16 protein-coding genes are annotated in these 19,171 nt (G+C 46.6%); 7 read left to right on the top strand and 9 right to left on the bottom strand.

Annotation, left to right across the window (positions count from 1 at the left end; translation table 11 throughout):
• Positions 1 to 33: 33 nt before the first annotated feature.
• From LZG74_RS01515 to LZG74_RS01495, 5 genes are all read right to left on the bottom strand, one after another.
• Positions 34 to 699: a bifunctional 4-hydroxy-2-oxoglutarate aldolase/2-dehydro-3-deoxy-phosphogluconate aldolase gene (locus LZG74_RS01515; protein ID WP_233794889.1), complete on the bottom strand. Its 666-nt coding sequence runs from the start codon at positions 697 to 699 to the stop codon at positions 34 to 36.
• A 24-nt stretch (positions 700 to 723) separates the two neighbouring features.
• Complete coding sequence (locus tag LZG74_RS01510; protein WP_233794888.1) at positions 724 to 1,719, bottom strand: sugar kinase; 996 nt, start codon at positions 1,717 to 1,719, stop codon at positions 724 to 726.
• 14 nt (positions 1,720 to 1,733) lie between these two features.
• On the bottom strand, positions 1,734 to 3,158 hold the full coding sequence (gene uxaC / locus LZG74_RS01505; protein ID WP_233794887.1) for a glucuronate isomerase: 1,425 nt from the start codon (positions 3,156 to 3,158) through the stop codon (positions 1,734 to 1,736).
• Between the two features lie 128 nt (positions 3,159 to 3,286).
• A complete protein-coding gene (uxuA, locus tag LZG74_RS01500; RefSeq protein ID WP_233794886.1) occupies positions 3,287 to 4,477 on the bottom strand; it encodes a mannonate dehydratase in 1,191 nt (396 codons plus the stop codon).
• Between the two features lie 8 nt (positions 4,478 to 4,485).
• The gene (locus LZG74_RS01495) at positions 4,486 to 5,097 is read right to left on the bottom strand and encodes an RNA polymerase sigma-70 factor (protein ID WP_233794885.1); all 612 of its coding nucleotides are present in this window, start codon (positions 5,095 to 5,097) and stop codon (positions 4,486 to 4,488) included.
• A gap of 276 nt (positions 5,098 to 5,373) precedes the next feature.
• Here LZG74_RS01495 and LZG74_RS01490 point away from each other — a divergent pair, with 276 nt between their 5' ends.
• On the top strand, positions 5,374 to 6,402 hold the full coding sequence (locus tag LZG74_RS01490) for a LacI family DNA-binding transcriptional regulator (RefSeq protein ID WP_233794884.1): 1,029 nt from the start codon (positions 5,374 to 5,376) through the stop codon (positions 6,400 to 6,402).
• A gap of 18 nt (positions 6,403 to 6,420) precedes the next feature.
• Here the strand turns inward: LZG74_RS01490 and LZG74_RS01485 are convergent, their stop codons facing one another.
• The gene (locus LZG74_RS01485; RefSeq protein ID WP_082217289.1) at positions 6,421 to 7,701 is read right to left on the bottom strand and encodes a DUF349 domain-containing protein; all 1,281 of its coding nucleotides are present in this window, start codon (positions 7,699 to 7,701) and stop codon (positions 6,421 to 6,423) included.
• 70 nt (positions 7,702 to 7,771) lie between these two features.
• Here LZG74_RS01485 and ettA point away from each other — a divergent pair, with 70 nt between their 5' ends.
• Genes ettA through LZG74_RS01460 form a run of 5 tightly spaced genes read left to right on the top strand, consistent with a single transcriptional unit; the run spans position 7,772 to position 14,317 of the window.
• A complete protein-coding gene (gene ettA / locus LZG74_RS01480) occupies positions 7,772 to 9,439 on the top strand; it encodes an energy-dependent translational throttle protein EttA (RefSeq protein WP_026629342.1) in 1,668 nt (555 codons plus the stop codon).
• Between the two features lie 23 nt (positions 9,440 to 9,462).
• Positions 9,463 to 10,845, top strand: a complete 1,383-nt coding sequence (murC, locus tag LZG74_RS01475; protein WP_233794883.1) for a UDP-N-acetylmuramate--L-alanine ligase — start codon at positions 9,463 to 9,465, stop codon at positions 10,843 to 10,845.
• Positions 10,846 to 10,877: 32 nt separating this feature from the next.
• On the top strand, positions 10,878 to 11,474 hold the full coding sequence (locus tag LZG74_RS01470; RefSeq protein ID WP_233794882.1) for a TIGR00730 family Rossman fold protein: 597 nt from the start codon (positions 10,878 to 10,880) through the stop codon (positions 11,472 to 11,474).
• 19 nt (positions 11,475 to 11,493) lie between these two features.
• Entirely contained in the window at positions 11,494 to 13,065 is a 1,572-nt protein-coding gene (locus LZG74_RS01465; RefSeq protein ID WP_233794881.1) for an OmpA family protein, read from the top strand.
• A gap of 10 nt (positions 13,066 to 13,075) precedes the next feature.
• Positions 13,076 to 14,317 (top strand): TCR/Tet family MFS transporter, encoded by a 1,242-nt coding sequence (locus LZG74_RS01460; protein WP_233794880.1) that lies wholly within the window; start codon positions 13,076 to 13,078, stop codon positions 14,315 to 14,317.
• Here LZG74_RS01460 and LZG74_RS01455 read toward each other — a convergent pair.
• From LZG74_RS01455 to LZG74_RS01445, 3 genes are all read right to left on the bottom strand, one after another.
• A complete protein-coding gene (locus LZG74_RS01455; RefSeq protein ID WP_233794879.1) occupies positions 14,314 to 14,925 on the bottom strand; it encodes a heme-copper oxidase subunit III in 612 nt (203 codons plus the stop codon). The two genes, LZG74_RS01460 and LZG74_RS01455, sit on opposite strands and share 4 nt — an antisense overlap.
• A gap of 82 nt (positions 14,926 to 15,007) precedes the next feature.
• Complete coding sequence (gene ispE / locus LZG74_RS01450; protein ID WP_233794878.1) at positions 15,008 to 15,817, bottom strand: 4-(cytidine 5'-diphospho)-2-C-methyl-D-erythritol kinase; 810 nt, start codon at positions 15,815 to 15,817, stop codon at positions 15,008 to 15,010.
• A 9-nt stretch (positions 15,818 to 15,826) separates the two neighbouring features.
• Positions 15,827 to 17,290 carry a M28 family peptidase gene (locus LZG74_RS01445; protein ID WP_233794877.1) on the bottom strand — a complete coding sequence of 488 codons (1,464 nt, stop codon included), beginning with the start codon at positions 17,288 to 17,290 and terminating at the stop codon, positions 15,827 to 15,829.
• A 318-nt stretch (positions 17,291 to 17,608) separates the two neighbouring features.
• Here LZG74_RS01445 and LZG74_RS01440 point away from each other — a divergent pair, with 318 nt between their 5' ends.
• Entirely contained in the window at positions 17,609 to 19,093 is a 1,485-nt protein-coding gene (locus LZG74_RS01440; RefSeq protein ID WP_233794876.1) for a xylulokinase, read from the top strand.
• The last annotated feature ends 78 nt before the right edge of the window (positions 19,094 to 19,171 follow it).

Genomic DNA, 19,171 nt, shown 5'->3' with positions numbered 1-19,171 from the left:
GTTCCGCTTTCAGTAATATTGAAAATTGAATGATCAGCTCGCTTTCCGGAACTGAGCAACCAGTGCTATGCTTTCAGCAACTTTCTGCTCGATCCAGGAATAGTTACCAGCTTCGATAATGTCTTTTGGAAATAAATTGGATCCCAAGCCAACCGCATAGGCGCCTGCTCCAAACCATTCGTTAATGCTGTCAGCAGTTGGCTGTACGCCGCCGGTTACCATGATTTTAACATTCGGCATAGGCCCGCGGATCGCTTTAATAAATTTGGATCCTACAACATCACCCGGAAAAAGTTTAACCACTTCGGCTCCTGCCTGCTGTGCGTTGTAAATTTCCGTTAATGTAGAAACGCCCGGAATCCAGGGAATGTTGGCTTTCGCGCAAGCATATCCGACGGCAGGGTTAAGGCAAGGTGTTACAATGAAATCGGTTCCTGCATCGATGAATTTCTGTGCAGTTTCGGCATCATAAATGGTCCCTATGCCCATGGATAAGCCTGGCAAGCTCTCTTTTGTATAGGCAACCAGCTCAGTAAATACAGTAAATGCGTTTTCACCGCGGTTTGTAAACTCAAACGCACGGGCACCGCCCCTGTAACTGGCATTAATAACCTCTTTCGCAATTTCTATATCACCATGATAAAACAGCGGCAGCACGCCGACCTGATTCAATAGTGTTAATGTTGTTTCTTTGTCCATATCATTCTTTTTTTGGAACGGTAATCAGCGCTTGATCCTGCCTGACGTCTCTCCCTGCCGGATCGCCTCAACCTCCTGAATTGTGGAAATCAATGCGTCCCCTTCGATCGTATGTTTCAACGCAGAGGCCGCAACGCCAAATTCAAGTGCTTTTTGCTGATCATTAAATGTAATCAATCCGTGTATCAAACCGGCAATGAATGCGTCTCCGCCGCCCACTCTATCGATAATGGGGTTGATTTCAATATCAGCCGTTTCCAACAATTCTTTTCCGTTCCATAGATAAGCCCGTAAAAGGTTGTGTGACGCGCTGATGGAAGTCCGTTTTGTATCAACAACCGTCTTCACTTGCGGATAAGCCTTTTGTAAATTGACACAGGACTCTACAAAATCGTTTCCGCCGATGCCAAAAATCTCCTTTATATTTTCGCTGTTTGCGATCACAATGTCCGTTCCGGCAGTCAGTTCGGGGAGAATGTCGGATGGCTTTTTACCATATTTCCACAGATTTGCCCTGTAAAAAATATCGCCTGAGACGGTTATTCCGTATTTCCGTGCTGTTTTAATTCCATCCAGGAGCGCGTCTGCTGCTCCCTGGGAAAGTGCCGGCGTAATGCCTGCCCAGTGAAACCATTTGGCATCTTTCAAAATGCTGTCCCAATCTATTTCCTTTGGGTCTATCTCGGCCAATGATGAGTTAGCACGGTCATAAACGATCTGGCTGCCGCGCAGGGCCGCACCCATTTCAAGAAAATAAACGGCCATTCTGGGGCCTCCGTAAATGATGTAGGAGATGTCAACCCCGTGAAATTGAAGATATTGCGCTGCTGCCCGACCTATTGGCGAGTCAGGAAAACGCGTTACATGTGCCGTATGATGTCCCCAATATGCCAAAGCCGTAGAAACATTCGCTTCTCCGCCGGCATAAGTAACATTCAGTTGACGTGCTTGTTCAAAACGGGAAAAACCTGGTGTAGAAAGTCGCATGAGGACTTCTCCAAAAGAAACTATTTGAGCCATAGTTGCAAACCTACCTAAAATCCGAAATAATTACTTGCATTGCGATAAGAAATGTCCTGAACCACTTTTCCAAGCCATTGCATATCATTAGGAAGCTCACCATTTTCCACATCGCTGCCAATCATGTTGCAAAGGATTCTGCGGAAATATTCATGACGCGGGTAAGACAGAAAGCTCCTTGAATCGGTCAGCATTCCTACGAAACGGCTCAATAGCCCCATGTTGGAAAGTGCATTCATCTGGCGTTCCATGCCGTCTTTCTGATCAAGATACCACCAACCGGAGCCAAATTGCATTTTGCCCGCAATAGTGCCGTCATTATAATTACCGGTCATCGTCGCCAACACTTCATTATCGGCCGGATTGAGGTTATAGAGAATGGTTTTGGTCAGCTGATTTGTGGAATCCAGTTTATTAAAAAACTTGGACATTGAAGAGGCCTGGCTGTAATCGCCAATAGAATCCCAGCCTGTATCCGGGCCGAGCTCCCGCAGCATACGCGCATTGTTGTTACGCAATGCTCCTAAGTGAAATTGTTGTGTCCACGATTTTGCATGATCCATTTTCGCCGTTTCAAAAAGCACCATAGATTTGAATGCTTCACGTTGTGCATCGCCTGGAAGCTGTCCGTTGCGTGCTGCTGCAAACGCCGCTTTCGCAGCTTCCTCATCAAATGAGGCATAAATATGCTCCAACCCATGATCCGAAAGCTTGCCGCCCATGGATGCAAAAAAGTCGTGGCGATTCTGCAAAGCTGCAAGGAGTTCTTCGTAAGAATTAATTTCTCCCGCCCCCGAAGCCGCTGCCAGCTTGGTAAGATATTGATTGAATTCTTCCGGCGAATCGATCAGCAGCATTGCTTTATCAGGACGGAAAGTAGGCAGCACTTTAAGGTCAAAACCACTGTCTTTGATCGCCTGATGGTCAGAAAGGGAATCCGTAGGATCATCTGTTGTACAAACGATCTTCACATTCATTCGTTTCAAAAGATTTCTGACCGAAAAATCCGGCTGCTTCAATTTAGCCGAACATTCGTCATAGATCTCTCTTGCAGAATCTTTGTTTAGTAAAATATCAATGTCAAAATAACGCAGCAATTCCAAATGCGTCCAGTGATACAGCGGGTTACGCATGGTGTAAGGCACCGTGATCGCCCATTGTTCAAACTTTTCCCAGTCGCTCGCATCACCCGTACAATAGCGCTCATTAATGCCATTCGCACGCATCGCCCGCCACTTATAATGGTCCCCATATAACCAGATCTGCGTGATATTCTCAAACTGCTTATCCGCCGCGATCTGATCGGGAGGAAGGTGGCAGTGATAGTCGATAATGGGCATTTCTTTGGCATAATCATGATAAAGAATGCGCGCAGTCTCCGAACGAAGCAGAAAGTCGTCGGATATGAATGTTTTTTGTGCAGTAGCGAATGTTGTCATACCCCCAACCCCCTAAGAGGGGGCTATTTTTTTAGTTATTTAAGATCAATACAAAGCAAAACGCAAGTCCCCTTTAGGGGATTTAGGGGCCAAACCCCAGCAGAAACGCAAAGTCCCCTTTAGGGGATTTAGGGGCCAATCCGCTCAATAGCATACTCCAACCCCCGTAATTCTGCCAAACCACGTAACCTTCCGATGGCAGTGTAACCCGGATTCGTCCTTTTAGTCCCTGAAAGATCGTCGAGCATTCTGTGACCGTGGTCCGGGCGGAACGGCATTCTTAAATCTGTCCTTCCGGCTTCGATCCGGCGTCTTTGCTCTGATAGCAATGCTTTCATAACGCTATACATGTCCACATCGCCATCGAGGTGATCTGCTTCGTAGAAACTGCCGTCGTGTTCTCTTTTTGTGGCCCGCAAATGGATAAAATGGATCCGGTTACCCAACCTGTCGACCATTCCGCTGAGGTCATTATCAGGTCTTACACCATATGAACCTGTACAAAAGCAAATGCCATTTGCCTCATGATCAAATGCTTCCAATAATAACAATGCATCGTTTTCCGTGCTTACCACGCGTGGCAGTCCTAAAATAGGATATGGTGGATCATCCGGATGGATCGCAAGCCTTATGCCTGCCTCGGCTGCAACCGGCGCAATGGCCTGGATAAACTGATATAAATGGGTCCGCAATTCCAGGTCACCCACATGCGCATATGCACTCAATGCCGTCCGGAATTCCGCAATGGTAAAGCTTTCCTCGGAGCCCGGCAAGCCTGCTATAATGTTCCTTACGAGCTTGTTAACTTCTGCTTCCCCCGCATGATCCAGCCAGCTTTTTGCTTTTTGCTTTTGCTCGGCGGTGTAGTCGTCTTCCGCCTCAGGTCTTTTCAAAAGATAAAGATCAAAAGTGGCAAACTGGGCTGCGTCAAACCGCAAACCTGTTGAACCATCCTTCATAGGGGCATCCAGATCGGTTCTTGTCCAGTCCAGAATAGGCATGAAGTTGTAGCAAACGGTGTCTATGCCGCATGCGCCCAGGTTTACCAATGTTTGCTGGTAATTTATAATGTATCGTTCAAAATCTCCGGTCCGGGTCTTGATCGCTTCGTGGACCGGAACACTTTCCACCACCGACCAGGTGAGGCCGGCTTGCTCGATCATTTCTTTGCGTGCTTGTATTTCAGCGACTTCCCACACTTCCCCGTTACGGATGTGGTGCAATGCGGTTACGATGCCTGTTGCCCCGGCTTGACGGACGTCCTGCAATGTGACAGGATCACTGGGGCCAAACCAACGCCATGTTTGTTCTAATGCCATATCTGAATTTATGCTACTAACCTATGTTCGGGAACGCGTTCGCGTAAGACTTTCAACGCCCGGCTCATCTGCGTTTCCACTGTTTTAACCGAAATTTCAAGCTTTTCAGCAATGTCACGGTAACGAAGGCCCTCTTCGCGGCTGAGCCGGAAAATCAGCTGACATTGCCTTGGCAAAGCCTTGATGCAACCTTCTACATGATCAAAAAACTCGTTGAATGTAAGTTCTTCGGCAGGCGAGAAATGATCCGCGTGTGTCAGGTTCCATTGTACGGAATCCAGTGATTCACGCTCATTCTGCCGGTGTATCCTCAGTTTAAGATAATCCAGCGCCTGATTTCTTACTGCTCTGTAAATGTAAGCCTGAAACGAAGTATGCACTTGAATCTGCTCGCGATTTTTCCAAAGTTTCACAAACACATCTGAAACCACTTCCTCCGCGATTTCCCGCGTAACCACCACACGCATTGCATAATTACAAAGCGACCGGTAATGATGCGTGAACAATTCACGGAAAGCATGATAATCTCCGGTTGCCACCACTTTGCCAAATAAACTTTCCAGCGCGCTTTTCTGGGAATGGGCGGGTGATAGGGTGTTGGTAAATGATTTTGCTTCCATTAATGAGCTAGGTTAATTATAGAAAATTTCCTGGATTCGTAGTGGTAAAAGGCATACTTGCCTCGTCAACAGTGAACCTAGTTTAACGATTGGTTCGTTGATACACAAAATTTAATCTTGAAAAAAATCAATAAATCTACGCAACCGTTCCCGGAACCGTTCCCGTTTCCGTAATTTTTCCCGGAACTTGGTGCACTCTTTGTAATTTGTGCAACAAATGCCGGTTAGCGCATTTTTTATACAAATTGTTGCAATTGTATTATTCCCATACATTCCATGAAGAAGGTCTCTATCACCATTAAGGAAATTGCCAGGCAGCTTAACATTTCCAAATCGACGGTTTCTCGGGCTTTGCGGGATAGCAGTGAAATCAGTGAGGAGACAAAAAATAAAGTCATTGAGCTGGCCGAAAAACTCAATTACTATCCCAACCCAATTGCTATTAGTTTACTCAAAAACCGCACGCAAACGATTGGCGTCATTGTGCCTGACATTGCCAATCGGTTTTACTCGTCGGCCATCGGCGGCGTGGAGGACATTGCATATAGCCGGGGCTATCACACGATGATTTACCAAAGCCATGAACAGCTCGAACGCGAGCGTTCCGCATCACGGCACATTGCTTCGCGGCGTGTCGATGGGCTTGTTGTAGCCATTTCAAGCCAGTCGGAGAACATTGATCATTTTGTTTCTTTGCAGGAACAAGGCATTCCGGTGGTATTTTTTGACCGTGTGAGTGATGCGATGCAAACGCATAAGGTGCGCGTGGATGACTACAAGGGCGCATTTGAAGCAACAGAACATTTGATTAAACGCGGTTGCAAGCGCATTGCACACATTGCCGGACCAAAACCAGTTTCCATCACGCGTTTCCGCTTGGAGGGTTATAAGGACGCATTAAGGAAACACAACATTGATTTTAAGGAAGAATGGGTGTTGCATAGTGAAATCACTCAGGCAGGCGGGACGGAGCGCACGTATCAGTTGATGGCGCTTCGGGAACGTCCTGATGCCATTTTCGGAGCAAGCGACCGGATCACCATGGGCATCCATTGGGCACTGCGGCAGCTGGGTTACCGCATGCCGGACGACGTGGCGGTGGTTGGTTTTTGTGATCTGGCTATGTCGTCATTGCTCGATCCGCCGGTAAGCTCGGTTACGCAGCCGTCATTTGAAATGGGCCAGCAAGCCACATCATTGCTTCTGGACCTGATAGAAAGCAAAAATACCCCGGCCGAATATGAGACCAGGGTATTGCCTTCCAATCTTGTTATTAATCAGTCCTCAATGCGGGTTGCTAAATAAGCGCTAGCCCGTATTTGACTAACCCGTAATCGTTTTCAATTTTCTTTCGAATTCTGAAAGGATCTTTTCTTTCATCTGAACCTTCCGCTTCTGAATATTGATGCGGCCGGCTGCCTGCTTGTCTTGCTCTGGATCGCCGGTGGCAGTCCTGTCAAATTCAAGTATGGCAAATTCCAGGTCACTTTTCTCGCGTTTGGCAAGCCATTCAAGTTCTCTGTATTTTGTCCTGAGCTGCTCTTCGGGGCTTTTCAGTTCAAATGCAGGATATTTGCGGCTGATCACACGGGCCAGATAGCTAAGCTCAAATATCTTGTCGCAAACCATCCTGAAACGCTCTGCAAGTTCCTTATCTGCCATTTTGAAAGGGATTTTGATCTCCTTCCATTTGCTCAAAAGGACTTTTGCTTCCTGCGATGCCTCAATAATGTCTGGTGCACGAAGCAATGTTTCTGCTTGTTGCAGCAATTTCTGCTGTTCTACAATTCTTGGGTCAACGCGCACTTTGGGCTCGATGCCTTTGGCAAGATTATATTTATCATAGAACAATTTCAAAAAGTGCCTGTAAGCCTTATTCACCTTGAAAAAGCGCTTTGGCGGCACTTCACCAATGTTGTTCCAGGCATTCCGCACTTCCCTGGCTTTCTGATAAGCGTCGTCCAGATCGCGTGAATAACTCAGCGTTTTCGTGATCTTGATCAGCTTTTCATACTCTTCGATACGGAACTGGTTAATTTTATTCTGCTCGTCGAAATAATCCCTCCGGCGTTGGAAGAAATCGTCCAGGATTTGCTGGAAAGTCGTTTCCACTTCTTCCTGATATTCCTTCTCCACAGGTCCGGTGCGAATCCACTTGGCTTTGATTTCCTGAATCTGGTCCGTTGCCGCCGTATAATCTTCGATAGCCGCCGCAACCTTCACATCTTCGATCAAAGCACGTTTGATTTCCAGGTTTTTAAGCTGGTTAACCTCGATCAAACCTTTCAGATATTCCTCTTTCTCTTCCAGTCTCTGCAACAATGGAACAAAGTCCCCGAGTGCATCAAAACCTTTAAGCTTACGTTGAAGCTGGATCAGCTTGGTAAGATAAGAACCCTTGTTAAGTGCCTCATCTATTTCTTGTTCCAACTGCTCCACTTTGTTCAGAACGATGTTAAAACGATTTTTAAAGTAGTCAATCGCTTCCTGCTCAGTTCTCTTTACTTCTCCAATTTGCCGGTCGGGGAATTCCAAATACCCCTTTAAAAATACTTTGCTGTCTTTAACATAGCCGTATTCATCATTCAATGTGGCATTTTCCATTCTTTCAATTTTTTATCTGCTAAGTGTAGGGATAATAACGATATTTGTTATCGCACAAATTAAACAAAAAATGAGTAACGAAACCATTATTTTCTCAATGTCGGGGGTTAACAAAATCATTCCTCCAAACCGGCATATCATTAAAAACATCTATTTATCCTTTTTTTATGGTGCTAAAATCGGGGTTTTAGGTTTAAACGGATCAGGTAAATCAACGCTTTTGCGCGTTATAGCAGGAATTGATAAGGACATACAGGGAGACGTGGTTTTCTCTCCCGGTTATTCCGTTGGAATGCTTGAACAAGAGCCCAAACTGGATCCCACAAAGACTGTAAGAGAAGTTGTAGAAGAAGGAGTTCAGGAAATAGTTGACCTGTTAAAGGAATTTGAGCAGATCAATGAGGCATTCGGAGAAGAAGATGCGGACTTCGATAAGCTGCTTGAACGCCAGGGTGAAGTCCAGGAAAAGCTGGATTCAACAGACGCGTGGAACCTGGATAACCGACTCGAAATAGCGATGGACGCCCTGCGCTGCCCGCCTTCGGATACATTGGTTGCAACGCTTTCGGGTGGTGAAAAACGCCGGGTTGCATTATGCCGCCTGCTGCTTCGCCAGCCTGATGTATTGCTGCTGGATGAGCCTACCAACCACTTGGATGCGGAGTCGGTTTTATGGCTGGAAGAGCATTTGAGACAATATAAAGGAACGGTTATCGCCGTAACCCACGATCGTTACTTCCTGGATAATGTGGCAGGCTGGATCCTGGAACTGGACCGCGGCGAAGGCATTCCATGGAAAGGAAATTACACTTCCTGGCTTGAACAAAAGCAGGAACGTTTGAAGAAAGAAGAGAAAACAGAGTCAAAGCGTCAGAAAACATTGCAACGCGAGCTGGAATGGGTGCGCATGGGTGCGAAAGGACGCCAGGCCAAATCCAAAGCCCGTTTGGGTGCTTACGAGCGCTTATTGGGTGAGGAAGGGCGCGAGAAAGAAGAAAAATTGGAGATCTTTATCCCGGCGGGACCCCGTCTCGGGAACAAGGTTATCGAAGCGCACAATGTCTCCATGGGTTTTGGGGACAGGCTTTTGTATGAAAACCTAAGTTTCGCATTGCCTCCCAACGGGATCGTTGGCATTATCGGGCCGAATGGTGCGGGTAAAACCACACTTTTCAAACTCATAACAGGGCAATTGAAACCATTGAGCGGACATTTCGATGTGGGCGACACGGTGGAACTGGCCTATGTGGACCAGGAACATGATAATCTGGATCCTGCCAAAACGGTTTACCAAAGCATTGCAGACGGCAACGACTGGATCATGATCGCAGGCAAGCAATCGAATGCACGGGCCTACGTAAGCCGTTTTAATTTTGGCGGCGGCGATCAGGAAAAGAAAGTCGGTAACCTGTCCGGCGGAGAAAGGAACCGCGTGCACTTAGCCATGACATTGAAGGAAGGTGGCAATTTACTTTTGCTCGATGAGCCTACCAACGATTTGGATATCAATACATTGCGCGCACTGGAAGAAGGTTTGGAAAACTTTGCAGGCTGCGCAGTAATCATCTCCCACGACCGGTGGTTCCTGGATCGCGTAGCAACGCATATCCTTGCTTTTGAAGGTGATTCGCAGGTGTATTGGTTTGAAGGTAATTTCTCTGAATATGAGGAAAACCGTAAGAAGCGACTGGGCTCCGACCTGACGCCGAAGCGGATTAAATACAAAAAACTAGCTTAGTTAGAAACAGTTAATCATTATCAATGAGTCAGATTTCATCTCTGGATAAAATACATTTTATATCGATCGGCGGCAGCGTAATGCATAATCTTGCGATTGCCCTGCATTTAAAAGGTTTTGTAGTAACGGGGTCCGATGACGAAATATATGAACCCTCGGCAAGCCGCCTTTCTAAACATGAATTGCTTCCGGCGGTTACTGGCTGGTTTCCTGAAAAAATAACAGCCGATCTTTCGGCTGTTATTTTGGGTATGCATGCCAGGCAGGACAATCCGGAGCTGGCAAAAGCAAAGGAACTGGGCATTAAGGTGTATTCATATCCCGAATATATTTTTGAACAAAGCGTAAACAAACAACGCGTGGTAATCGCAGGAAGCCATGGTAAAACGACCATTACTTCCATGATTTTACACGTTTTGAATCATAATAAGCGTGTTTTCAACTATTTGGTAGGTGCCCAGATCGAAGGGTTTGACAACATGGTGAAGCTTTCGGAAGAAGCACCGCTGATCGTGATCGAAGGCGACGAATATTTCACTTCGCCCCTCGATCCTACCCCGAAATTCATGCATTACCAGCCGCACATTGCTTTGATCAGCGGCATTGCCTGGGATCATTTCAACGTTTTCCCAACCTGGGAATCCTACGTGAAGCAATTTGAACTACTGGCCGACTCGTTGCCAAAAGCAGGCGGAATTATCTTCGATGAAACCGACGATATGCTGAATGTTATCGGGCAAAAAGAGCGTGCAGATGTTGTGAGCACACCCTATCATGCCCATCCCTACAAGATTGAAGATGGCAAAACAATCCTGATCACGCCTGACAATAAGGAAGTTCCTGTGCTGGTTTTTGGTAATCACAACATGAAAAATATCAGCGGAGCTTATGCAGTTTGTGAACGCCTGGGCATTACCGACGATGAATTTTATGAAGCCATTCAAAGTTTCAAAGGTGCTTCCAAACGCCTGGAACTGTTGGGTAAAAGCGAAACCGTCAACATTTACCGCGATTTCGCGCATGCGCCGTCAAAAGTAGAGGCTACGACAGCTGCATTGAAAGAACAATATCCGGAGCGCACATTGGTTGCCTGCGCAGAGCTGCACACATTCAGCAGCCTTAACAAAGCGTTTTTGAGCCAATATCGCAGAAAATTAAAGGCAGCAGACATTGCAGTGGTTTATTACAATCCGCAAACAGTTGAACACAAGCGCCTTGAACCGATCTCGGAAGAAGACATTCGCACAGCTTTCAAGCGCGACGATCTGAAAGTTTTTACCGATTCCGCGGAAATGGTGGCGTTCTTAAAAACATTAACTTGGGAAAATGCCAATCTCCTTTTAATGAGCTCAGGCACTTACGGCGACCTCGACTTAAAAGCGTTGGCAACAGAATTGCTTGATTAACAGAACCATACATTAACACTATATTTTAAATTATGCAATCAATCGTAGTCTATTGCGGTTCCAATCCCGGTAAAAAAACGATCTATGCGGAAACTGCGTACACGTTAGGCGCGGAGTTGGCAAAACGAAACATCAGACTCATTTACGGCGGCGGCAACATGGGCTTAATGGGCCGCGTGGCGGACGGAGCCATGGAAAACAATGGTTCTGTGACCGGGATCATTCCCAACTTTCTTGCCAAACTTGAAGTAGCGCACAAAACGCTGACTGAAATCCACTTTACCGAAACCATGCATGAGCGTAAGGCTAAAATGGTTTCCCTTACGGACGGCGTTATCGCGCTTCCGGGCGGTTATGGCACATTTGATGAGCTTTTTGAAATACTAACCTGGTCGCAGCTGAAAATTTTCAAAGGGCCAGTCGGGCTCTTGAATGTTAGCGGATTTTACGATCTGTTGCTTTTGCAACTTGATAAAATGGTGGAGGAAGGATTTTTACATCCTGATAATCAAAAGCTTTTGGTGGTAGCTGACAATGCTGCTGACCTTTTGGGAAAAATGGAGGCATTTCGTGTACAAAACATAGAAAATAAGCCTCTGGATAAGTCGTTATATGTAGATAATAACTAAGTCACCCTTCCAAAAAACGATGCGCATTTCGACACTGGCCGTGCTGTTTCTTTCCGTTTCCCTTTGCGCCCATGCGCAGCTGGAAAATCTCGGAAAAACGGTAAACACCGAATACAATGAAATTAACCCCATTATTTCGCCTGATGGCAAGACCATCTACTTTTCAAGGGTAAGCCATCCGCAAAATACGCATGGCGCAAAAGGCAGTCAGGACATCTGGTTTTCGGAATTAAAAAACGACAAGTGGACGCAAGCCCGCCGCCTTCCCCAGCCGCTAAATAAGGAAGATTACAACAGTCTTTACAGCATTACACCCGATGGTAACACATTACTGATCAAGGGCTCATACAAAAACGGCGTGTATGAAACGCGGGGATTTTCGACCAGCAAAAAAACGGCACGCGGGTGGGCTGCTCCCAATAAGATTGATATTCCGGGTTATGCCAAAATCAGCAAAGGGCAGTTTGACTGCGGCTATCTTTCAACGGATGGTAAAACACTGGTGATGTCATTCAGCGAGAAAAAGAACAGCAAGGTGGACGACATTTATGTGAGTTTCAAGGCCAAAGATGGTTCCTGGTCCAAACCTATGAACCTGGGCAATGAGATCAATTCAGAAGAATTTACCGAAACAACACCTTTTCTCGCTCCCGACGGGGTAACATTGTATTTTTCGAGCGACCGCAAAGGCGGCCAGGGAAGCAACGACATTTATTACAGCAAACGCATTGACAAAACCTGGAAACGGTGGAGCCGGCCCGTAAACCTGGGCCCGGCCATTAATTCCGACGGTTATGACGCATACTACACCATTTCGGCTGTGGGCGATTACTCCTATATGGTCTCGTTCAAAGACACGGAGGGCAAAGGGGATGTGGTTCGTTATAATCTGAAACCAAAAGAGGTTCCCGGCGACACGTCCGAAGCCCCGATTGCCAGCGTTCCTGTCTCCGACCCTGTTGTCATGATCAGTGGTAAGGTAATCGACTCCAAAACGGGGAAACCTGTGGAGGCGACGATCATTTATGAAAGCCTGGCCGACGGTGAGGAAGTCGGAACCGCGACGACCAATCCAACCACCGGTGAATACAAAATCGTCCTTCCGTATGGTCAGAAATACAGCATGCGTGCCGTAGCGCCGGACTTTATTGCCGAAGGCGAGAACATTGACCTGAGTGATTCCACCGCTACCAAGGGTTTTAAAGAAATCACCAACAAATCTTTGAAGCTGATCCCGATCGAAGAAGGCCAGATTGTGCGGCTTAACAACATTTTCTTCGCCACAGGCAAGTCAACATTAAGCCCGGAGTCCTTTCCAGAACTGAACAGGATCGCCATTTCAATGACGGAAAATAAGACGCTGGCCATTGAATTGGGTGGGCACACAGACAACACCGGCAGCGCAGAATTCAACATTAAGCTATCCCAGGACCGGGCCGATTCTGTCCGGGAATATCTGATCGGAAAAGGAATCGAGCCGGACCGGGTAGGCAGCAAAGGTTATGGTGAGACGGTTCCGGTTGCCAAAAACGACACGCCCGAGGGCCAGCAGCAAAACCGCCGTGTTGAGTTCAAGATCCTGAAGAAATAACATCTCTCACATGAATGACAAACGTTCTCCCGCACTTGGTTTTATTTTTGTCACTCTGTTAATAGATGTAATCGGCCTCGGCATTATCATTCCGGTAATGCCCAAACTGATCAGCGAGCTCACCGGCGACAGCATTAGTGCTGCGTCCCGTGATGGCGGCTGGCTTTTATTTGCTTACGCATCCATGCAATTTCTTTGCGCGCCCATTATTGGCGGGATCAGTGACCGGTTTGGCCGCCGGCCTGTCTTGCTTGCCTCGTTGTTTGGTTTCGGAATTGACTACATTTTTCTTGCTTTTGCCCCTACACTCGCATGGCTGTATGTTGGGCGCATCATCGCGGGTATTATGGGCGCGAGCTTCACAACAGGCGCCGCGTACATTGCGGACATCAGCACACCCGAAAAACGGGCGCAGAACTTCGGCTTGCTTGGCGCTGCGTTTGGCCTGGGCTTCATTATTGGTCCGGTTGTCGGCGGTTTGCTCGGTCAATATGGAACCCGCGTTCCGTTCATCGCTGCTGCTGCATTCTCCTTGTTAAACTGCCTTTATGGCTATTTTATCTTACCTGAATCACTTTCAGTAGAGCATCGCAGGAAATTTGAATGGTCACGGGCAAACCCGATTGGCTCCTTAAAAAACCTGAAACGTTACCCGGTTATTTACGGATTGATATTCTCGCTTGGGCTGCTTTATGTAGCATTGCATGCGGTGCAAAGCAACTGGTCGTTTTATGTTATTGAAAAATTTGGCTGGGACGAGGCGCATATTGGCTATTCATTGGGCGCTGTGGGTGTGTTGAGTGCATTTGTACAAGGTTATTTGATACGGCTAATTTTACCGAAACTTGGGCAGAAGCGAGGTGTTTACATTGGTTTACTCCTGTATGCCGTTGGATTTATTTTATATGCATTTGCCACGCAGGGCTGGATGATGTACGCCTTTATGGTTCCTTACATTTTGGGCAGCATTGCCGGGCCGGCGTTACAAGGCATCATTTCTACGCAGGTGCAACCCAATGAGCAAGGCGAAATTCAGGGTGCATTAACCAGCCTGCAAAGCCTGACATCCATCATTGGCCCACCATTAATGACCAATCTATTTTCCTTTTTCACGCAGCCTGCCGCGCCTGTCTACTTGCCGGGCGCACCCATGATCATGGCGGCTGTTCTCACATTACTGAGCACATTCCTTGCCAGAAGGAGCCTCAAACGTAATTTCTCAGGAAGCGTTAATAAAGAAGGATCGAACTAGTAAAGAACGATAAGGAAGAGAAATACAACGAGCCAGAGCGCACCGGTAAAGTGCCAGTATCTGGTCAACAACTTAATTTTTAACTTATTAGGTGCATTCACACTGTAAATGAACGAATCTATATAAGTCCGGTTTTTAATCGCTTTCTGGAAAAGAATGCTTAGATAAATCACACCGGCAACGATATGCACCAGGTGTAATCCGGTGAGGAGATAAACTAGCCCGCTGGAAGTTGTTACTCCTTCGAATACTCCTGCATTAAGCATTTCAGCCCATCCGCCAACTTGTAGTAAGATAAATGTGATTCCCAGAACTAGCGTTGCGCCAAGGAATACGCGGTAATGCAAAAAACGCTCACTCGCAAAAGCCAGGTTGGCTTCGTGTAATGTAATACTACTGAACAAGATCACTAATGTGCTGAGCCAGAACATATCTGGCAGAACCATCATATGCCCGGTTTCCCTTTGCACCCTCACCAGGAAAATAATGAAGATGGAAGTAAATAGTAACGAGCTTCCGACCACGCCCAGCCAAAGCATAAACCCGAGAGGTTCCCGCCGTTTGGTGAAAGGGTTTTCCTTTAATTTGGTCGTTGGTTTGGCGCTCATTTACAACTCTTTCTCTAATGGTTTGCAAGCGGGAGGTGAATATAACTACTATTTCCCGCGTTTTGTAGCCTGCTAATATTTTTTAATCCAATGGCCCCTGCCAGACTTTGTAATCGGCAAAATGCTTCTGTAAATCCTTTTCCAGCTCAAATATTCCAAACAAGGTTGACCCCGAACCGCTCATAGCAGCATACAGCGCTCCTTGCTGATACAATGCTTCTTTTATTTCTCCTAAGAGAGGATATTTAGGGAAAAGCGTTGCTTCAAAATCATTTTTTACTTTAAACTTCCAATTTTCAATCGGCTCTTTCAACACATTACGCAGATCATGCTCACTCCGTTTCGGGACAATGCCTGAATATGCTTCAACAGTTGAAATATGCAAACCGGGATTTACCAGAACAATCCACTTTCCCTTCAAATTCAAGTCGATATCCTCAAATTCATCCCCTTTCTGAAAACAATAAGCAGGCTTGTTCGAAATAAAAAAAGCGCAATCACTCCCTAATCTACGTGCGTAATCAAGCTGTTTTTCAAAAGATATTTTAAGGTCAAACTGCTCATTCAATGCCTTGATCGCAAATGCGGCATCCGCCGAACCACCACCGAGCCCCGCTCCGATCGGAATGCTTTTTAATAAATGCATTTTCACTGCCGGCAAAGCATAATCTGCTGCGATCATTTGATAAGCCTTTGTACAAAGGTTATCAGATGAATTTCCCGGGATCACTATTCCGTCACTCCGGAAGGAAAATTCGTCTGCCAACGTTATTTCCAGCGCGTCGGACCAGCCAACGGGATAGAAGCAAGATCCAATATTATGGTAACCGTCAGCACGTTTTTCAACGATATTGAGGCCTATGTTAATTTTTGCGTTCGGAAATACAAGCATTACTAGGTTTTATTGTTCCCACCGCCACTCCTGCCCAATGACCAATTCTTCCTTCAACCCCTGTGAGATCAGAAAATCCCTCGTTTTGGTATCGGAAAGCTTGGAAACGGCTATGGTTTCGGTGTTTGCCAGCGCATATAAATACATGGACGCAATGCGAACGGTATTTTCAAACTGATCTTTGTTTACAAGACTAAAATCATCACAATCCGCGTGGTAACATTGCAAAACATTCGGATCCAGATGACCGGATAATCCTGCTATGGGAACGCCTTCAAGCATAAATGGCTGATGGTCGCTGTGCAAGCCAGCACGGTTCGACGATTCGTTCTTAAAGCTTTGGTCTACATGCTGAATGGCACTGCCTACCCCTGCAAAGAACTCGTTCATTTCGTCCCTTCCAAAAGCATTAACGCCTTTCGGATCGTTTGTCATATCCAGGTTCATCATATAACTCACCTTATTAATCTCTCCCGATTTCTTCAGTTCGCCCACGAAGTGCTTTGATCCCAAAAGGCCCTGCTCTTCGCCCATGAATAATACAAACTGAATCGTGCGCTCGGGCTTCAGTTTCAACGCTTTGAAGGTCCTGGCAATATCCATTACTGCAAATGATCCTATGCCATTGTCGATTGCGCCGGTGGCCAGGTCCCAAGAATCCAGGTGGCCGCCGATGATCACTTTCTCATCTGTTTTTCCTCTTAATGTCGCAATCACATTCCTTGCTTTGATCGGTTTCGAAATGTTGTGCATATCAATGTGCGCTTCCAGCGGGCCCTCCTCTTTCAGCCATTTGCGAAGCTCACCGCCGCTTTCGTTTGAAATACAAACCGCCGGAATCGAAATGATAGCACCAGTTACAGAAGCTGTTCCCGTAAGCAAGATCTTGCCCGGCGCTCCATTAACCATGATCACACCAGTTGCGCCATATTTGATTGCCAAAGCCGTTTTCTCCGAGCGGTGCAGGTTTTTCTTACCAGGAGATCCTACTAAGTTAATGTTCGCAAGGGCTACTTTGCCTTTTATTCGCTCTTTAATCGCCTCAAAGTCTTCTTCAAGACCATTGCCTACATCTACGATTTCTCCCTGAAGTTTGGATTCTACAGGTGAGTGGGCGAGTGAAACAACCGGGACTTCTCTGAAATTATCGCTGCTGCTTGGTGCAATAGACAATGTTACCGTATCGCGCATCCACGCTTCAACCTCAAATGCCTGAAAGGCAACATCTGTAAACCCGTAACTTTTCAGGAGCTGAAATGCATATTCTTCGGCTTTTTCTCCATTCACACTGCCGGTAAGCCTATGCCCGATCGTCTTTGTTGCTTCACCAAGCGTCTGGTACGCTTTGCTGTTCTTTCTTACCTCACTATCCAGCCGGGAGAAGGGTTTTTCCCACTTTTTTTCGATGGGACGGAATCCGGCGAACATCACAATAAAGCCACCAATCAAAACCACTTGTACAATTTTTTTCATAATACCCATTGACGGATGCTCCGTTTTCTTAAAATTTACACCTTGAAATTAACAATCAGCTATTTGGTGCTTTGCTTCGATAACACAAATAAGACTACAAATAGATTCAAATTGTTTCAATATCTTCATTAAAATAGTGAATTTTTCCGGCACTGGATATCTTTTTCGTTTTTCGTGGTAAAAGCGGTTAGACAGTAAGAAAATAAATAAGTGTAATATTTACACTTAACAGTTTGCTTTTTCAAAACCGAGGGAACATTTTTGTATTTTTTTCGGCTTATATTTAAATATTACAGCAATTTTAATCATAATAGCACAATGTATTTCCTGGGATTCGATTTAGGCAGTTCGTCCGTAAAAGCATGTTTGATCCACGCAGACTCGGGAGCAGTGGCTGCCGCTGCATTTTATCCTGAACGGGAAATGACGATCGCCGCACCCAAGCCGGGCTTTGCGGAGCAACAGCCTGAAATGTGGTGGCAGAATGCCTGCCTGGCTTCGAAGGCAGTGATCCAGAAAGCTGGCATTTCACCGGACGAGGTTGGCGCGATCGGGATCTCATATCAAATGCATGGTTTGGTGGTTGTAGACAAGGACATGAATGTGTTGCGTCCATCCATCATCTGGTGCGATAGCCGTGCAGTGGAGGTTGGAAATAAGGCAATGGAAGCATTGGGCGAAGAATACGTGCTTCCGCACCTGCTTAATTCTCCTGGCAATTTCACGGCATCCAAATTAGGTTGGGTTAAGGAAAATGAACCTGATGTTTATGCAAAGGTTTATAAATTCATGCTTCCGGGCGATTACCTGGCGGCACGTATGACCGGCGACATTGTTACCACGCCATCGGGGCTATCCGAAGGCATTTTCTGGGATTTTGTCAATGACCGGCCGGCAGATTTCCTTTTCGATTACTTTGGTTTCAATCACGAGATTATGCCGGAGATTTTACCCACATTCTCGGAACAAGGGAAAGTTACGGCATCCGCAGCCGAAGCATTGGGACTTCGCGCTGGCATTCCTGTCACTTATCGCGCGGGCGACCAGCCCAACAATGCATTCTCGCTGAATGTCCTCGAACCGGGCGAAGTTGCGGCAACTGCCGGCACTTCCGGCGTGGTTTATGGCGTGAGCGATCAGGTGAAATTTGACGCAAAATCCCGTGTAAACACATTCCTGCACGTAAATCCCATATCAAAAGCATCACGTTATGGCGTATTGCTTTGCGTGAACGGCACCGGAAGTCTGAACGGCTGGCTGCGCAATTCGTTGTTCCAAGGCAATGTTTCCTATCCCGAAATGAATGCACTTGCTTCACAGGCCCCTGTCGGCGCTGATGGGTTGTTCTGTCTTCCTTTCGGAAATGGTGCAGAACGGATGCTTGAAAACCAGGATCCCGGAAGCACATTCAAAGGCTTACAATTCAGCCGCCACGGTCTGAACCACTACACACGCGCTGCACAGGAAGGCATTGTTTTCGCCTTGTACTACGGCATGGAAATCATGGAAACCGTTGGCGTATCCCTGAAAAATATCCGTGCAGGTGAGGCAAACATGTTCCTGAGCCCCGTTTTCCGAGAAACATTTGCCAATGTATCGGGGGCAACTGTGGAACTCTACAACACAGATGGCGCCCAGGGCGCTGCCCGTGCAGCAGGATTCGGACTCGGTTATTACAAAAACCGGTCTGAGGCATTTGTAGGCCTGTCTGCATTAAGCACGATTGAACCTGACCAAGCATTAACAGAAGCCACCATGGAAGCTTATGGCAACTGGAAAGCAGCTTTGGAAAACAGCCTGTAACATCATTCCTGGTCTTAATAACTTCACTGCTGTTAAGACCAGGCTGTTTCTGTCTCATCCCTGCTAGATCATTGCAGC

It is taken from the genome of Dyadobacter sp. CY327 (assembly GCF_021390415.1).
GTDB classification, from domain to species: domain Bacteria; phylum Bacteroidota; class Bacteroidia; order Cytophagales; family Spirosomataceae; genus Dyadobacter; species Dyadobacter chenhuakuii.
This window is presented reverse-complemented; position numbering and strand designations above follow the sequence as displayed.

What these genes read in the sequence shown, in the direction of transcription:
- LZG74_RS01515 (WP_233794889.1), bottom strand. Translation starts at nt 699, where the DNA reads ATGGACAAAGAAACAACATTAACACTATTGAATCAGGTCGGCGTGCTG.
- LZG74_RS01510 (WP_233794888.1), bottom strand. Translation starts at nt 1,719, where the DNA reads ATGGCTCAAATAGTTTCTTTTGGAGAAGTCCTCATGCGACTTTCTACA.
- uxaC (WP_233794887.1), bottom strand. Translation starts at nt 3,158, where the DNA reads ATGACAACATTCGCTACTGCACAAAAAACATTCATATCCGACGACTTT.
- uxuA (WP_233794886.1), bottom strand. Translation starts at nt 4,477, where the DNA reads ATGGCATTAGAACAAACATGGCGTTGGTTTGGCCCCAGTGATCCTGTC.
- LZG74_RS01495 (WP_233794885.1), bottom strand. Translation starts at nt 5,097, where the DNA reads ATGGAAGCAAAATCATTTACCAACACCCTATCACCCGCCCATTCCCAG.
- LZG74_RS01490 (WP_233794884.1), top strand. Translation starts at nt 5,374, where the DNA reads ATGAAGAAGGTCTCTATCACCATTAAGGAAATTGCCAGGCAGCTTAAC.
- LZG74_RS01485 (WP_082217289.1), bottom strand. Translation starts at nt 7,701, where the DNA reads ATGGAAAATGCCACATTGAATGATGAATACGGCTATGTTAAAGACAGC.
- ettA (WP_026629342.1), top strand. Translation starts at nt 7,772, where the DNA reads ATGAGTAACGAAACCATTATTTTCTCAATGTCGGGGGTTAACAAAATC.
- murC (WP_233794883.1), top strand. Translation starts at nt 9,463, where the DNA reads ATGAGTCAGATTTCATCTCTGGATAAAATACATTTTATATCGATCGGC.
- LZG74_RS01470 (WP_233794882.1), top strand. Translation starts at nt 10,878, where the DNA reads ATGCAATCAATCGTAGTCTATTGCGGTTCCAATCCCGGTAAAAAAACG.
- LZG74_RS01465 (WP_233794881.1), top strand. Translation starts at nt 11,494, where the DNA reads ATGCGCATTTCGACACTGGCCGTGCTGTTTCTTTCCGTTTCCCTTTGC.
- LZG74_RS01460 (WP_233794880.1), top strand. Translation starts at nt 13,076, where the DNA reads ATGAATGACAAACGTTCTCCCGCACTTGGTTTTATTTTTGTCACTCTG.
- LZG74_RS01455 (WP_233794879.1), bottom strand. Translation starts at nt 14,925, where the DNA reads ATGAGCGCCAAACCAACGACCAAATTAAAGGAAAACCCTTTCACCAAA.
- ispE (WP_233794878.1), bottom strand. Translation starts at nt 15,817, where the DNA reads ATGCTTGTATTTCCGAACGCAAAAATTAACATAGGCCTCAATATCGTT.
- LZG74_RS01445 (WP_233794877.1), bottom strand. Translation starts at nt 17,290, where the DNA reads ATGAAAAAAATTGTACAAGTGGTTTTGATTGGTGGCTTTATTGTGATG.
- LZG74_RS01440 (WP_233794876.1), top strand. Translation starts at nt 17,609, where the DNA reads ATGTATTTCCTGGGATTCGATTTAGGCAGTTCGTCCGTAAAAGCATGT.